This is a genomic window from Streptomyces sp. NPDC094448, assembly GCF_044763775.1.
Lineage (GTDB): Bacteria > Actinomycetota > Actinomycetes > Streptomycetales > Streptomycetaceae > Streptomyces.
Genome location: NZ_JBIWGU010000001.1, coordinates 113,955 through 128,564, shown reverse-complemented (window position 1 = coordinate 128,564; position 14,610 = coordinate 113,955). Strand labels below are relative to the sequence as shown.

Sequence of the window (14,610 nt, the reverse complement as noted above, 5' to 3'; positions counted from 1 at the left end):
GGTGCCTTTCGGCGGAGGTACGCCGATGGGCCGCGCCGTTCGGCGCGGCCCATCGGCCGGAGGTGGTGGCGGGCGGGGTCAGCGGTAGTAGACGGCCGTCCGTACGCCGTCGACCTCGTGGATCCGTACAGGGGTGTCGAAAACGTCGCTGAGCACCTCGGCCCGCATCATCGCGTCGACCGTGTCGGAGGCGGCGATCCGGCCGTCGCGCAGGGCGATGATCCGGTCCGAGTAGGTGGCGGCGAAGTTGATGTCGTGGACGATCAGGACCACGGTCTTGCCGAGTTCGTCGGCGGCGCGGCGCAGTTGGCTCATCATCCGGACCGAGTGCTTCATGTCCAGGTTGTTGAGGGGCTCGTCGAGCAGGACGTACCGGGTGTCCTGGGCGAGGACCATCGCCACATAGGCGCGCTGGCGCTGACCGCCGGAGAGCTGGTCGAGATAGCGGTGCTGGAGGTCGCCGAGGTGGAGGAAGTCGAGGGCGTCGTCGACATGGGTCCGGTCCTCCTGGGTGAGCCGGCCGCGGCTGTGCGGGAAGCGGCCGAAGGAGACCAGTTCCCGTACGGTCACCCGGGCGGTGAAGTGGTTCTCCTGGCGCAGGATCGACAGGGTCCTCGCCACCTCCCGCGACGGGGCCCGGTGGACGTCGATCCCGTCGACGGTCACGCTGCCGGACGTGGGTTCGGCGAGCCGCCCCATGATGGTGAGGAGCGTGGACTTCCCGGCGCCGTTGGGGCCGACCAGGGAGGTGACACCGCCCGCCGGTATCCGGCCCGACACCGGGCCGAGGACGACGGTGTCTCCGTACGCCTTGCGGACGTCGGTGAACTCGATCACAGGGTGCCCTTCCGGAGGAGATGGAGGAGGAAGACCGCCCCGCCGAGGAACTCGATGACGACGGTGAGCATGCCGGAGGCGTAGAAGACGTGTTCCAGGACGAACTGCCCGCCGACCAGGGTGATCACCCCGATGAAGAAGGCCATCGGGAGGACGGCGGCATGCCGGTGGGTGCCCGTCATCTGGTAAGCGAGCATCGCGGTGACGAAGCCGAAGAAGGTCATGGGGCCCGCGAGCGCGGTGGACATCGCGATCAGCAGGGAGACCACCAGCAGCATCACGGTCAGTTCGCGCTTGTGGTCGATGCCGAGGTTGGTGGCCGCGTCCCGGCCGAGGAGCAGGGCGTCGAGCCGGTGGCAGCGGTACCAGACGACGGCTCCGGCGATCAGGCAGACAGCCGCCGCCAGCGGCAGATAGGACGCCTCGGCGCTGGTGAGCCGCCCGAAGAGCCGGGTGGAGAGCACGTCGTACTCACTGGGCGAGAGCATCCGCTGGAGGAAGTCCGACACGCTGCGGAAGGCGAGCCCGAGGACCACACCGACCAGCAGCATCACATGGATGCTGCCGCCGCGGCCGGAGAACAGCCAGCGGAACAGCAGCATTGTGAAGCAGACCATCAGCAGGGTCTGGGTGAGGAGTTTGGGCATCCCGTCGGTCGCGGCGAGCACGCTGCCGCCGAAGAAGGCGACGAGCAGGGTCTGCATCAGGATGTAGACCGCGTCGAAGCCCATGATGGACGGCGTGAGGATGCGGTTGTGGGTGATGGTCTGGAAGACCACCGTCCCCACGGCATGGGCGAAGGCGACCACGACCATGGTGCCGATGACGGTCAGCCGCCGTTCGAAGGCGAAGTCGAAGGAGCCCTGGATGAAGAGGAAGAGGTAGCAGACGACCGCGGTGGCGGCGATTGTTCCGGCGACGGCCAGCCGGGCGGCCACGGGCAGGGAGCGCCGGGCGGGCGCGGCCGGCGGGGCGGCGATTCGGGTCTCAGACATGGGCCTTCTTCCGCTGACGCAGGATCATCGCGACGAACACCACGGCTCCGACGGCGCCGAGGACCACGGTCGCCGGGATCTCCAGCGGGGCGACGAGGGTCCGTCCGACGAGATCGCAGGCGATCATCAGCGCGACGCTGCTGAGGACCACCCAGGGCAGATTGCTGCGGATGTCGTCACCGCGGGCCATGGAGACCAGATTGGGGATGATCAGCCCCAGGAAGGGGAGGAAGCCGACGACGACGGTGGTCACACCGGTCGCCAGGGCCACCATGGTGAGCCCGATGAACATGATGCGCCGGTAGGGCAGTCCCAGGCTGGTGGCGGTATCGCGGCCGAGTCCGGCGATGGTGAACCGGTCGGCGGCCAGATAGAGCCCGATGACGATGATCCCCACCACCCAGAGGGGTTCGTACGTCCCGCGGACCACGGAGCTGAATCCGCCCGAGCGCCAGGTGGCAAGCGTCTGGAGCAGTTGGTACGTGGAGGCGAGATACAGCGTCAGCGAACTGATCAGGGCGCCCAGCATGATGCCCACGATCGGCACGATGACCTGGGACTTGAGCGCGATCCGCTGGAGGACGAAGAGAAAGACCATCGCGCCGAGGAAGGCGAAGGCGCTGGCGGCGCCCATCTTCAGCAGCGGGGAGGCCGCCGGGGCGAGCAGGGTGAGCAGCAGAACGCCCAGGGCGGCCCATTCGCTGGTGCCGGTGGTCGTCGGTTCGACGAAACGGTTCTGTACGAGCATCTGCATGATCACGCCGGAGACGGCCATCGCGGCGGCGGCGAGCACCAGCGCGAGGGTCCGGGGGACACGGGAGATGAAGAACATCCTCCGCGCCTCGGGGTCGGTGAACAGCGACCGCAGGTCGATGTCGTAGCTCCCGACGAAGAGGGAGACGACGATCAGGGCCAGCACTCCGAGCGTGGCCAGGAGGATCGGGAGTCGGCGCATCGGGCTTCCGGGACGGGTGTGGGTGCGGCCCCGGGCGGGTGCCCGGGGCCGCGGCGGCGCGTGGAGGGTGTCAGCCGGTCTTGCCGAACGCGGTCGCCACCTGGTCGAAGGCCTCGGTGTAGGCCTGGATGCCCTCGGTCAGATAGAAGTTGTTGTCCAGGTAGATGACCTGGTCCTTGGTGCGGAAGGTGGTCTTGTCCCAGGCCTCCATGCCCTCCACGACCTTCTTCGCGGGGACGGCGACGGTGCCCTCCTCGGCGCCGACGGCAGCGTCGCGGTCCAGCAGGATCACCCAGTCGGGGTTGAGCTTGGCGATGGTCTCCGGGGCCAGTCCGGAGTTGTCGTGCACGGAGGTGCTCTTCTTGCCCCCGGCGTCGAGCACGTTCTTCAGGTTGAGCGGCTGGGTGAGGCGGCCGATCCGGCTGGCACCGTTGTCGATCTTTCCGGCGCTGGCGACGCCGAGGAAGACCTTCTCGCCCTGGGTGGCGGCGGTGGCCGACTGCTGGGCCTTGTCCAGGGCGGCGACGATCTCCTTGGCCTTGTCCTCCTGGCCGAAGATCTTGCCGAGGGTCTCGGTCTGCGCCTTCAGCGCGTTGACGTAACCCTCCTTGGACTCGTCGGAGGGGGCGATGTCGATCGTCTTCGCGATCTTGGAGAGCTTGTCGTGGTGCTCGGTGAAGCGGTAGCCGCCGATGATCAGGTCCGGCTCGGTGGCGTTGATCGCCTCGAACTTGGGCTCGTGGTGGATGCCCGCGTCCTTGATGGACGAGTCCTTCTGCCAGTCCTCGAAGCCCTCGTTGGGCAGCAGCCCCTTGGGAGCGGCGACGGGCTTGATACCGAAGGCCTTCAGGGTCAGGAAGGAGGTGTTGTCGAGGGCGACGACCTTGGCCGGCTTCAGCGGCACCTCGACCTCGCCCTTGGCGGTCGTCACGGTGACATTGCCCTGGCTCTTGCCGGAGTCCGAACCGCTGTCGGACTTGCCACAGGCGCTGAGCACCACTCCGGCGCACAGGACCGTACTGGTCACGACGATGCTCTTGCGAAAACGGACGGAACGCACGGCGGGGTCTCCCGGAACGGACAGGCAGCCCCGCCGTAGGACGACGAGGCCGCGAAGAGCTTCAGGCTTTGCTTAGCCTAACCTAACTCTTCACGCGTTCATTGCATAGGGCACCTAGCCGGGACATTCTCCGCGACCCGAACTCCGCCCCGGCCGCCGGGGATCGCCGGACAGCTCGGGGCCTCCCCGCCGACCCCTTCCTCAGCAGTTGGTGCTGCGCACTCCGTCCCGGTATGCAACCCTTTGGATATTCCGGTCATCGTCACACTGCGGGCCGAGCCCGGCCTGCTGCCGGTCCCCGGCGGACCGGGCGGGCCCGGGGGCTCGGCGGACGCGGCGGACGCGGCCGAGGCATCGGGAGACGACCCGGGAATCGGCCGGGAACCAGGGACCAGGAACCAGGCGGGGAATCAGCCGGGGGACCAGGAATCGGGCCGGGGCACGACGACCGGGGAATCAGGAGGACGTACACCATGACCGAAGCCGCCGACACCACGGACCCGTCCCTGCTGCGCGTGGAGAAGGGCGCGTGCGCGCCGGAGGAGCTGGCCGCCGTCACCGCACTGCTGCTGGCCCGTGCCGCCACCGCGCCTCCGGCCGGATCGGGGGGCCTCCGCTGCTCCAGTGCCCGCTGGCACCGCCCGGGACCCGCATCGGGCTTCCGCGCCCCGCACAGCTGGCGGCACCGCTGAGAGCGGAGGGAGTGGCAGTCCGGGCGCTTGCGGGCCCCACCGCTTAGCGTTCCTCCGGTAACCCTGCGACCCGTTCCCGGAGCTGACGATGGCCGATCCCGCAACGACCGCCGCCCGTCCCCCGTCCGCCGGCGGGCCCGCGGCACGGCTCGCCCTGCGCCCGCCGAACCATGCGGTGGACCGGCGGTCGGTCGCCTGGTGGACCGTGCGCGCCCTGGTGGGTGTGCTGCCGCCGGTACTGGTCCTGGCCCTGCTGGGACTGCTGATCGCCCCGGCCCGCCGCTGGCTGCTGCTCTCGGCCGCCGTGATCGCGGTACCCGGTCTGCTCTATACGGCCGTGATGCCGTCCTGGCGGTACCGGGTGCACCGCTGGGAGACCACCGGCGACGCGGTGTTCACCCGGGCGGGCTGGGTGTGGCAGGAGTGGCGGATCGCACCGCTGTCGCGTATCCAGACCGTCGACACCGTACGCGGGCCGCTCCAGCGGGCGTTCGGGCTGTCGACCCTCATCGTCACCACCGCTTCGGCCGCGGGCTCGGTGCGTATCGAAGGACTGGCCCACGGGCTCGCCCGCGATCTCGCCGAGGAGCTGACCCTGATCACGCAGGCCACACCCGGTGACGCGACCTGAACACCCCCGGCCGGACGCGCTGCTGGGGACGGCAGGGGGTTGTCCGGGCGCCTTCGTTCCTGGCAGCTTGGAGAGGGGAGGTCGCGGGAAGTCTCCCTCGCACGGACGGCACCGTCCACGGCGCACACCCGCCGCCGGGCCGACGCAGAGCGAAAGGACACCCTCCGACCATGCCCTCCCCCTCCACCAACGACCTGTGGATACGGCGCTACCACCCCGCGCCGGACGCCCGGACCCGTCTGGTCTGCCTGCCGCACGCAGGTGGTTCGGCCAGCTACTTCGTCCCCGTGTCCCGGGCGCTGGCACCGCAGGTCGAAGTCCTCGCGGTCCAGTACCCGGGCCGTCAGGACCGGATGTCCGAGCCGGGCATCCCCACGATCGAAGAACTGGCCGACGCGGTGACGCGGGAGGTGCTGCCGTGGGCGGACCGGCCGCTCGCCCTCTTCGGCCACAGCATGGGCGCATCCCTGGCCTACGAGGTCGGACTCCGTCTCGAAGCCGCCGGGGTGGCGCCGACCGGAGTGTTCGTATCCGGCCGGCGGGCACCGTCCCGATTCCGCGCGGAGACCGTCCACGAGCGGGGCGACGACGCTCTGGTGGCCGAGATCAAAGCCCTGGCCGGCACCAACTCCTCGCTGCTGGGCGACGAGGACGTCCTCCGGATGATCCTGCCCGCGATCCGCAACGACTACAAGGCGGCGGAGGTCTACAACCCCGGCCCGGGACGGGAGCTGACCTGCCCGGTGACCGCGCTGATCGGCGACAGCGACCCCAAGGCGACCGTGGCGGACGCGCGGGCCTGGGAGACACACACCACAGGCGCGTTCGACTACCGCGTCTTCCCCGGGGGCCACTTCTATCTGAACGACTGCGTACCGCAGATCCTCGCCATGATCACCGAGCATCTGGACGGGCACCGGGCGGGTTCCGCCCACTGACCCCGCCGTACGGCGGCGGCCCGCAGCCCCCGGGTTTCCGGCCGCCGCCGTCCCGTTCCCCTGCGCCGGGGGTGCGCGGCGCCCCCGGCGCCGTACCGTCGGCGGTACGGCGCCGGGGCGGCGGTCACTCGGCGGGCTGGGTGCTCCCGATCCAGCGGAAGACCTGGAGCGGGACGCCCTGGTGGAGTTCGCTCTCGCCGGTGGGCTCGAAGTGTTCGTAGCGGTTGCCCAGCAGCAGCTTCAGGGTGCCGTCCGTGTCGGACACGCGGCGGATGCGCTGGACTTCGGGCAGATAGGGCGAGGTTCCGCCCCGTAGAACCGCATTCGGCTCGGTCGGGCTCACGGCGGTGCTCCTTCCTGGGCTGTACATCGAGGGGTTCCGGCGCCGTCCGCCGCGGACCGACGGTCAGGCTCCGGTTCGGTGCCCGGCGGGCCGGACGATCGCGGCGAGGACCAGCCCGGCACCGGCCGTCCAGCGGCCGCCGAACTCCCGGGGCGCGCCCGGGACGCCACGGACGCTGCGGTCCGCCAGTCGTGCGGTGAACCCGCCTGCGACGGGGTCGAAGTCGACGGTCGCCTCCTCGAACCCCAGGGGGCGGCCGGTGATCGGATACCAGGTCTTGTAGATGCACTCCTTGGCGCTGAACAGCAGCCGGTCCCAGCGCACATCGGGGCGGCCGCGGAGCAGCTCCTCGATCCGGACCTGCTCCTCCGGCAGCGCCACCGCCTCCAGGACACCGGCGGGCAGGGGCTGATTGGGTTCGGCGTCGATACCGAGGGAGACGACGTCCTCGGTCAGGGCGACGGCCGCCGCACGGTATCCGTCGCAGTGTGTAATGCTCCCGGCTACCGCCTCGGGCCACAAGGGGGCCCCCTTGGCCCCGCGGAGCAGCGGCCGCTCCGCGAAGCCGAGTTCCGCCAGGGCCCGGCGGGCGCAGTGGCGGCCGGTTCTGAATTCGTCGCGCCGTTTGGGCACGGCTCCCCGGACGAAGGCCTCCTCCTCGGGGAGGAGCACCGCGTCCGGCGGGTCCGTCAGCGCCTCGTGGACGACCACGCAGTCGGGCAGTATCCGTTCGATCATCAGCAGCTCCCCCGATGGTCCGGTGCCCGGCCGGTCGTCCGCCACGGCCGGTTTCCAGCACGGTAAGCAGCAGCGCGGCAGGTACGACACCCCTAGCCGCCCCCTAGGCCCTGTCCGGGCGGTCTCGGCAGAGTCCCGGCCGTCCCCGGGACCTGCACCGTGGCAGTCGGGCGGCGAGCACGGTAGCGTCGGACGGAAAGGTCCCCGCGGTGCCGAACAGGCCCTGGAGGAGGGGCCGTTGACCGAGGGGACGGGGGGCGTTCATGCGTCGTCGGCGGCTGCGCCTGATCGCGCTGGTGGCGGTGGCCGGGGTGGTGGCGACCGGGCTCTCGGGGTGCGGGATGACCCGGGGCGACAGCTTCGACGACGACACGACCCTCTCCGGGAAGATCGACTCGGTGCTGCTGGACGGCTCGGGCGATGTCACCGTGCGGGGCCGCAAGGGCGGCGCCCCGCTCACCCTGGAGCGCCGCGTGGAGTACCGGGGCGACCGCCCGAAGAAGCCGACGTACCGCGTCGAGAACGGCGTTCTGGTCCTCGGCGGCTGCGGAAAGGACTGCACGGCCGAGTACGAGGTGGAGGTGCCCGACGGCACCCCCGTCCGCGGCAAGGTCTCCGGCGGTACGGTCAAGCTCTCGCAGGTCGGCGCGGTCCGGGTGACCACGGGCTCGGGCCGGATCGAGATGAACGGCGTCACCGGGGCGGTCGAGGTGGTGACCGGCAAGGGCCGGATCACCGGGCGGAACATCAAGGGCGGTCCGGTCCGGGCCCAGGCCACGGACGGCACGGTCCATCTGACCGCCCGCACCCCGGTCTCCGCGACGGTCCGCACGGACGGCGGCCGGATCAACCTGCGCGTCCCCAAGGGGCGCTACAAGGTGTCGGTGGCATCCGAAGGCGGCGATACGGATGTCGACCTGGCCCATGACCCGGCCGGCCGCCACGGGATCACGCTCCGCTCCAAGGACGGCGACATCCTGCTCCAGGGTTCCTGACAGCCGCAGGAGTGCCCCGGCGCCGTGCGCGTCGCCGGCGCGGATGCGGCCCGCCATTATCTGCGTACAGTGTATCCAATGAAGGTAGAGTAGAGGTTTCCGAGCGCCGCGGCCCGGCCCCGCCGCCGCTCCGCGCGCTCCCCTGCCCAGCCCGAGGAGAGTCCAGCCATGCCCGCCGACGGCACGTTCCACCAGCCCAGCAGCAGCCCCGACGGGACCGGCCCCGGCAATGTCCCGCTCGCCGACAGCCATGACGTCATCGAGGTGCGCGGGGCCCGGGAGAACAATCTGCGCGACGTCTCCGTGGACATCCCGAAGCGGCGTCTCACGGTCTTCACCGGCGTCTCGGGTTCCGGGAAGTCCTCCCTGGTCTTCGGCACGATCGCGGCCGAGTCCCAGCGCCTGATCAACGAGACGTACACCAGCTTCGTCCAGTCCTTCATGCCGTCGGTGGGCCGCCCCGAGGTGGACGCGCTGCGGAACCTCAGCGCCGCGATCGTCGTCGACCAGGAGCGCATGGGCGCCAACTCCCGTTCCACGGTGGGCACCGCGACCGACGCGTACACCATGCTCCGGATCGTCTTCAGCCGCCTCGGGGAACCGTATGTCGGCCCCTCCCACCACTTCGGCTTCAACAACGCCGAAGGCATGTGCCCGGGGTGCGAGGGCATCGGCCGGGTCTCCGACGTCGACGTCGACGAGGTCGTGGACCGGTCGAAGTCCCTCAACGAGGGCGCGATCGTCGTGCCCGGCTTCACCGTCGACTCCTGGCAGTGGAAGGTGATGGCGGGCTCCGGCTTCTACGATCCGGACAAGAAGGTCGGCGACTTCGACGAGACCGAGCTGTCCGACCTTCTCCACCGGCCGCTCACCAAGGTCAAGGTCGACACCAGCACCCTGACGTACGAGGGCCTGATCAGCCGCATCAAGCGGACGTACCTCGCCAAGGACCGGGCAGCGATGCAGTCCCATATCCGGGCCTTCGTGGACCGGGCCGTCGTCTTCCGCACCTGCCCGGACTGCGGCGGCGCCCGGCTCAACGAGGCCGCGCTCGCCTCCCGGATCGGCGGTCTGAACATCGCCGAATGCTCGGCGCTCCAGATCAGCGACCTCGCGGAGTGGGTGCGGAAGCTGGACGCCCCGGCCGTGGCCCCGCTCCTCGGCAGTCTGCACGGACTCCTCGACTCCCTGGTCGAGATCGGCCTCGGCTATCTCAGCCTCGACCGCACCTCCTCCAGCCTCTCCGGCGGCGAGGCCCAGCGGGTGAAGATGGTCCGGCATCTGGGCTCCCCGCTCAGCGATGTCACCTATGTCTTCGACGAGCCCACGACCGGTCTCCACCCCCATGACATCCAGCGGATGAACGGGCTGCTCGTCCGGCTGCGGGACAAGGGCAACACGGTCCTCGTCGTCGAGCACAAGCCCGAGGTCATCGCGATCGCCGACCATGTGGTCGACCTCGGGCCCGGCGCGGGCACCGAAGGCGGGCTGATCGGGTACGCGGGCGATGTCGCCGGGCTGCGTACGTCCGGCACCCTCACCGGCCGCCATCTGGGCCACCGCGCGGCCCTGCGGGAGGCCGTCCGGGCGCCGAAAGGCAAGCTCTCCATCGAGAACGCCACCCTCCACAACCTCAAGAACGTCTCCGTCGATGTGCCGCTGGGGGTCCTCACGGTGGTCACGGGCGTCGCGGGCTCCGGCAAAAGCTCCCTGATCCACGGCCACCTCTCCCGCCGGGAGGGCGTGGTCGTCGCCGACCAGTCCCCGATCCGGGGCTCGCGCCGCTCCAATCCGGCGACCTATACGGGGCTGCTCGCCCCGATCCGGAACGCTTTCGCCAAGGCGAACGGTGTCAAGGCCGCACTGTTCAGCGCCAATTCGGAGGGCGCCTGCGCGGGCTGCAACGGGGTCGGCCTGATCTACACGGACCTGGCGATGATGGCCGGGGTCGCCTCGGTCTGCGAACAGTGCGAGGGCAAGCGGTACACCCCGGAGGTCCTCACCTACACCCTGCGCGGCAAGAACATCAGCGAGGTGCTGGAGATGCCGATCGCGGAGGCGCACGGCTTCTTCCTCTCCGGCCAGGCCCGTACCGTCCTCGGCCGGCTCCATGACGTCGGGCTCGGCTACGTCCGGCTCGGCCAGCCGCTGAACACCCTCTCCGGCGGTGAGCGCCAGCGGCTGAAGCTGGCCATTCATATGGCCGAGAAGTCGTCCACGTACATCCTCGACGAGCCCACGACCGGTCTCCACATGGCGGATGTCGACAAACTGCTGGCACTGCTGGACCGGCTGGTGGACACCGGGAACTCGGTCATCGTGATCGAACACCATCTCGCCGTCATGGCCCATGCCGACTGGGTCATCGACATCGGCCCCGGCGGCGGCCACGACGGCGGCCAGGTCGTCTTCACCGGCACCCCCCGCGAACTGGTCGATGCCGGGGAGACCCTGACGGCCCGCCATCTCGGGTCGTACGTCAACGGCGGCTGACCCCGCCGGACGATCCGCGCCGGGGAGGGCGCGCGCCAAGCCCTCGCCCGGCCCCGGCAGGCTTCTCCGCCCGGGTCTTCCCGCCGGGCCCTTCGGTACGGCATCGGGGCGGGTACGGAAGCGGGACAGCCGCCCGGAACAGCGACTGCCCCCGCTTGCCGGGCGGTACGGCACCAGGCGTGCGGGGCGGCGGGGCCGGTCCGGGCAGGGGCGGAACGGCCCCGCCCCGCCTTCGCACGCCGGACTCCCCCCGCGCTCCCGGCCCCTGACGCCCCGCCATCAGCGGCCCTCCGAAGGCCCGTTCCCGGAGCCGGCCCGGCCACCGCTCACCGGCCGCCACCCACCCAAAAACCACTAATCTTCTACGCAGTGTAGAAATACATGTTCGTGGATAACCGACCGGCGCGCAGCCATCACCCCGGCCCCGCCCACCACGGCGCCCCGGGGAGCCGCCCGCCGATTCCCGGCACGCGGGGCGCGACCCCCGGCGGCCGTCCGCTCACGGCGTACCGGCCCCTCCCGGTCCGGCCCGGGGAAACCGGAGCCCGTCACCGGCGACGACCCCGCCCACCGGGGGGCAAGAGCGGAAAGGTAGGATTATTTACCGTTCGCTTACCCAGGCATCGGTAACGTCCTTAACAGTCGTCACCCCTGGCCGGGCCCTGCCCGGCCGGATGCATTCCGCTCACCCCGGGGGGTCCCCTTTGCGCCGCCGAATACATCCCGCTGCCGCCGTGGGCGGGGCCGCCGTGCTCGGAGCAGGCGCCCTGTACGTCGCGGGACTGGTGCTCACCGGGGACGAGGTGCCCTCGGGAACCACCGTGCGGGGCATCGACGTCGGCGGGCTCAGCGAGTCGGAGGCCCGGACCAAGCTGGAGAAGGAGCTGGCCGCGGCGGCCACCACCCCTCTCACCGTCACCATCGGTGACAAGAAGGACACGATCGACCCCGCCGCGGCCGGGCTCTCCTTCGACGCGGCGAAGACCGCTGCCGAGGCAACCCGCTCGGACAAGGACCCCTTCACGGTCATCGGCAATCTCTTCTCGTCCGACGGCGGCCCCGTGGAGCCGGCGGTCGGAGTGGACGAGGACAAGGCCCGGACCGCCCTCACCGCCCTGGCGAAGAAGCACGACCGTACGGTCCGTGACGGCTCCATCACCTTCTCCCAGGGTGAGGCCGAGGAAGTCCGCCCGGTCACCGGCCAGGCACTGGACGTGGACGATGCCGTCGGAACCCTGCGCACCGCCTTCACCGAGGCCGCGCCGGGCACCCCGGCGGCTCTCCCGGTCAAGAAGACCGAGCCGAAGACGGGCGCCGAGGAAATCGACCGCGCGATGCGCGAGATCGCCCGGCCCGCGGTGTCCGGCCCCGTGACGCTGACCACCGGCGGCAAGCAGTTCACGGTCACGACGGGCGCGATCGGCCGCCATCTGACCCTCCGCCCCGACGGCGACGGCAAGCTGGTCCCGAAGCTGGACGGCGCGAAGCTGCTCAAGGACCGCGTGATCGCCCCCAATATCGCGGCCGCCACCCAAGAGCCCAAGGACGCCGTGCTGCGGCTGAACGGCGCGAAGGTGGAGGTGGTGTCGGACGGCACCCCCGGCCAGGAGATCACCGCGAAGGCCCTGACGGACGCCGTCCTGCCCCTGCTGACCAAGGAGGGCACCGCCGCCCGTACGGGCCCGGTCGCCACCGTCACCGCGCAGCCCGAGCTGACCCGGGCCAGCGCTGCCCAGCTCGGCCTGGTGGAGAAGGTGTCGTCCTTCACCGCCACCTTCGAGAAGGCCGCGTACCGCACCATCAACATCGGCCGGGCCGCCGAGCTGATCAACGGCTCCACGGTGATGCCGGGCGAGACCTGGAGCTTCAACGACACCGTCGGCGAACGGACCAAGGAGAACGGGTTCACCGACGGCATCATCATCCTCAACGACAAGTACACGAAGGCGGCCGGCGGCGGGGTGTCGACCGTGGCCACCGCCGTCTTCAACGCCATGTTCTTCGCCGGGGTCAAGCCCGTCGAGTACGGCGCCCACTCCTTCTACATCGAGCGCTACCCCGAGGGCCGCGAGGCGACCGTCGCCTGGGGCAGCCTGGACCTGCGGTTCAAGAACGACACCGGCAAGGCCGTCCAGATCCTGACCAGTGCCGACGACACCTCGGTCACGGTCACCTTCGTCGGCACCAAGAAGTACGACGAGATCAAGGCCGAGAAGGGCCCCCGGACCAATGTGAAGCAGCCGGGCACCCGGCCGGGAGCGGAGAAGGACTGCCAGCCGCAGACTCCGCTGGAGGGTTTCGACGTCACGGTCCAGCGGATCTTCATGGACAACGGCCAGGAAGTGAAGCGGGAGCCCTTCAAGACCCGCTACACGCCGCGCGACGAGGTCACCTGCGACTGACCTCCACCGCGCCGAGCAGCCCCGACGGCCGCCCCCGCCCGCCGAATCCGGCGGACAGGGGCGGCCGTTCGCGCCGGGGAACGCCCCGGCTGCGCGGTCGCTACGCCTGCCCCGCGCGCTTCAGCGCGTCCCGCAGGACCGCGGCCTCCGCCGCGTCCAGCCGGTCCACGAACCGCAGCAGCGCGCCCGTCCGGTCCACCGAGGTGTCCAGGGCCTGCTCCATCAGCTCCACCGTGTAGTCCTCCGCCGAACGCACCGCGCTGTAGCGGTAGGAACGGCCGTCCTTCGCCCGGGTGAGCCACCCCTTGGCCCGCAGCCGCTCGGCGACGGTCATCACCGTCGTACCGGCCCGCGGGCGGCGGGTGTTCAGCGCGTCCGTCAGGTCCCGCACACCGAGCGGCTCGCCGCTCTGCCACACCAGGCCCATGATCTCGGCCTCCAACTCACCCAGCACGCCCATCCCGGTACTCCCTCTCCGCCCTCACCGGGCCGGCTGCCACCGTCCGGCACCCCCCGCCCCGCTCCCGATCCACTAACTTTCTACGCGACGTAGTCGTTTGGCTCCCGGGTGGCTCCCGGTGGCCGGGAGGGGGCTCAGCCCGGCTCGGCGCCCGTCGCCACCGGCCGCGCCGGATCGCGGGACCACTCCGACCAGGAGCCCGCGTACAGCGCCGGTACGAATCCCGCGAGTTCGAGCGCCAGCGCCTGCTGCGCTCCGGACACCCCGGAGCCGCAGTAGACGCCGATCCGCGCTCCCGGCTCCACCCCGCCCAGCGCGGCGAACCGGGCCGTGAGCGCAGCGGGCGCCAGAAAACGCCCCTCGCCGTCGACGTTCTCACCGGTCGGCGCGGAGACCGCGCCGGGGATATGCCCGGCGACCGCGTCGATCGGCTCGACCTCGCCCCGGTACCGCTCGCCGGCCCGGGCGTCCAGCAGCAGCCCCGTCCGGGCCAGTTCGGCGGCGGTGTCGGCGGTGAGCAGCGGCAGCCCGCCGGGGCGGGGCTCGAAATCGCCTTCCGCCGGTGCCGGGGCGTCCTGCTCCAGCGGCCCGCGCCAGGCGGCGAGCCCGCCGTCCAGCACCCGTACGTCCGCATGCCCGGTCCACCGCAGCAGCCACCAGAGCCGCGCCGCGCCCCACCCCGCATCTCCGTCGTACGCCACCACCGGCGTCCCCGCCGACACCCCGGCCCGCCGCATGACCGCGCCGAAGTCCGCCGGATCGGGCAGCGGATGGCGCCCCCGCTCCCCCGGCGCCCCCGCCAGCTCCGCGTCGAGGTCGACGAAGACGGCACCGGGGATATGGCCGGCGTCGTAGTCGGGCCGGCCGTGCGGACCGCCCAGCCGGTAGCGGACATCGAGAACCACGGGCGGCCGGGGTCCGGCGAGCGCCTCGGCGAGTCCGGCGGCGGAGATGATCGGACTCGGCGGGGGTACGGAGGTCGGTGTCTCAGTCATACGGCCATCCTGGCCCACCGCCGCCCCCGCGGTCTCCCGGGGCGCCCCGGGAGTGCGTACCACGCAGAAACCGGCG

General features: G+C 71.1%; 14 protein-coding genes. 6 read left to right on the top strand and 8 right to left on the bottom strand.

Annotated features, from left to right (window positions below; translation table 11 throughout):
* Positions 1-78: 78 nt before the first annotated feature.
* The 4 genes from ACIQ9E_RS00485 to ACIQ9E_RS00470 all read right to left on the bottom strand — a co-directional run bounded on the left by ACIQ9E_RS00485 (position 79) and on the right by ACIQ9E_RS00470 (position 3,814).
* The gene (locus ACIQ9E_RS00485) at positions 79-837 is read right to left on the bottom strand and encodes an ABC transporter ATP-binding protein (RefSeq protein WP_403699667.1); all 759 of its coding nucleotides are present in this window, start codon (positions 835-837) and stop codon (positions 79-81) included.
* Entirely contained in the window at positions 834-1,832 is a 999-nt protein-coding gene (locus ACIQ9E_RS00480; protein WP_403699665.1) for an iron chelate uptake ABC transporter family permease subunit, read from the bottom strand. The genes ACIQ9E_RS00485 and ACIQ9E_RS00480 overlap by 4 nt, the downstream gene beginning before the upstream one ends.
* A complete protein-coding gene (locus ACIQ9E_RS00475) occupies positions 1,825-2,787 on the bottom strand; it encodes an ABC transporter permease (protein WP_006346089.1) in 963 nt (320 codons plus the stop codon). Before ACIQ9E_RS00475 ends, ACIQ9E_RS00480 begins: the two co-directional genes overlap by 8 nt.
* 70 nt (positions 2,788-2,857) lie before the next feature.
* Entirely contained in the window at positions 2,858-3,814 is a 957-nt protein-coding gene (locus ACIQ9E_RS00470) for a siderophore ABC transporter substrate-binding protein (RefSeq protein WP_403699661.1), read from the bottom strand.
* A gap of 506 nt (positions 3,815-4,320) precedes the next feature.
* Between ACIQ9E_RS00470 and ACIQ9E_RS00465 the strand changes: the two genes are divergently transcribed.
* The 3 genes from ACIQ9E_RS00465 (at position 4,321) to ACIQ9E_RS00455 (ending at position 6,108) form a co-directional block, all read left to right on the top strand.
* Positions 4,321-4,539: an acyl-CoA carboxylase epsilon subunit gene (locus ACIQ9E_RS00465; RefSeq protein ID WP_403699658.1), complete on the top strand. Its 219-nt coding sequence runs from the start codon at positions 4,321-4,323 to the stop codon at positions 4,537-4,539.
* An 88-nt stretch (positions 4,540-4,627) separates the two neighbouring features.
* Positions 4,628-5,170: a PH domain-containing protein gene (locus ACIQ9E_RS00460; RefSeq protein ID WP_403699656.1), complete on the top strand. Its 543-nt coding sequence runs from the start codon at positions 4,628-4,630 to the stop codon at positions 5,168-5,170.
* Positions 5,171-5,340: 170 nt separating this feature from the next.
* Complete coding sequence (locus tag ACIQ9E_RS00455) at positions 5,341-6,108, top strand: thioesterase II family protein (RefSeq protein ID WP_403699653.1); 768 nt, start codon at positions 5,341-5,343, stop codon at positions 6,106-6,108.
* 124 nt (positions 6,109-6,232) lie between these two features.
* On the opposite strand, the gene ACIQ9E_RS00450 is transcribed toward ACIQ9E_RS00455, so the two are convergent.
* Both ACIQ9E_RS00450 and ACIQ9E_RS00445 read right to left on the bottom strand, forming a co-directional pair.
* Positions 6,233-6,451 carry a DUF5988 family protein gene (locus ACIQ9E_RS00450; RefSeq protein ID WP_403699650.1) on the bottom strand — a complete coding sequence of 73 codons (219 nt, stop codon included), beginning with the start codon at positions 6,449-6,451 and terminating at the stop codon, positions 6,233-6,235.
* Between the two features lie 63 nt (positions 6,452-6,514).
* Positions 6,515-7,189: a 4'-phosphopantetheinyl transferase gene (locus ACIQ9E_RS00445; RefSeq protein ID WP_403699648.1), complete on the bottom strand. Its 675-nt coding sequence runs from the start codon at positions 7,187-7,189 to the stop codon at positions 6,515-6,517.
* A gap of 263 nt (positions 7,190-7,452) precedes the next feature.
* On the opposite strand from ACIQ9E_RS00445, the gene ACIQ9E_RS00440 reads away from it, so the two are divergent.
* From ACIQ9E_RS00440 to ACIQ9E_RS00430, 3 genes are all read left to right on the top strand, one after another.
* Positions 7,453-8,184: a DUF4097 family beta strand repeat-containing protein gene (locus tag ACIQ9E_RS00440; RefSeq protein ID WP_403699645.1), complete on the top strand. Its 732-nt coding sequence runs from the start codon at positions 7,453-7,455 to the stop codon at positions 8,182-8,184.
* 168 nt (positions 8,185-8,352) lie between these two features.
* Complete coding sequence (locus tag ACIQ9E_RS00435; RefSeq protein ID WP_403699642.1) at positions 8,353-10,677, top strand: ATP-binding cassette domain-containing protein; 2,325 nt, start codon at positions 8,353-8,355, stop codon at positions 10,675-10,677.
* Positions 10,678-11,351: 674 nt separating this feature from the next.
* A complete protein-coding gene (locus ACIQ9E_RS00430; RefSeq protein ID WP_403699639.1) occupies positions 11,352-13,079 on the top strand; it encodes a VanW family protein in 1,728 nt (575 codons plus the stop codon).
* Positions 13,080-13,179: 100 nt separating this feature from the next.
* Here the strand turns inward: ACIQ9E_RS00430 and ACIQ9E_RS00425 are convergent, their stop codons facing one another.
* Positions 13,180-13,539 (bottom strand): BlaI/MecI/CopY family transcriptional regulator, encoded by a 360-nt coding sequence (locus ACIQ9E_RS00425; RefSeq protein WP_403699636.1) that lies wholly within the window; start codon positions 13,537-13,539, stop codon positions 13,180-13,182.
* A 134-nt stretch (positions 13,540-13,673) separates the two neighbouring features.
* Entirely contained in the window at positions 13,674-14,534 is an 861-nt protein-coding gene (locus ACIQ9E_RS00420) for a sulfurtransferase (RefSeq protein ID WP_403699634.1), read from the bottom strand.
* Positions 14,535-14,610: the final 76 nt, after the last annotated feature.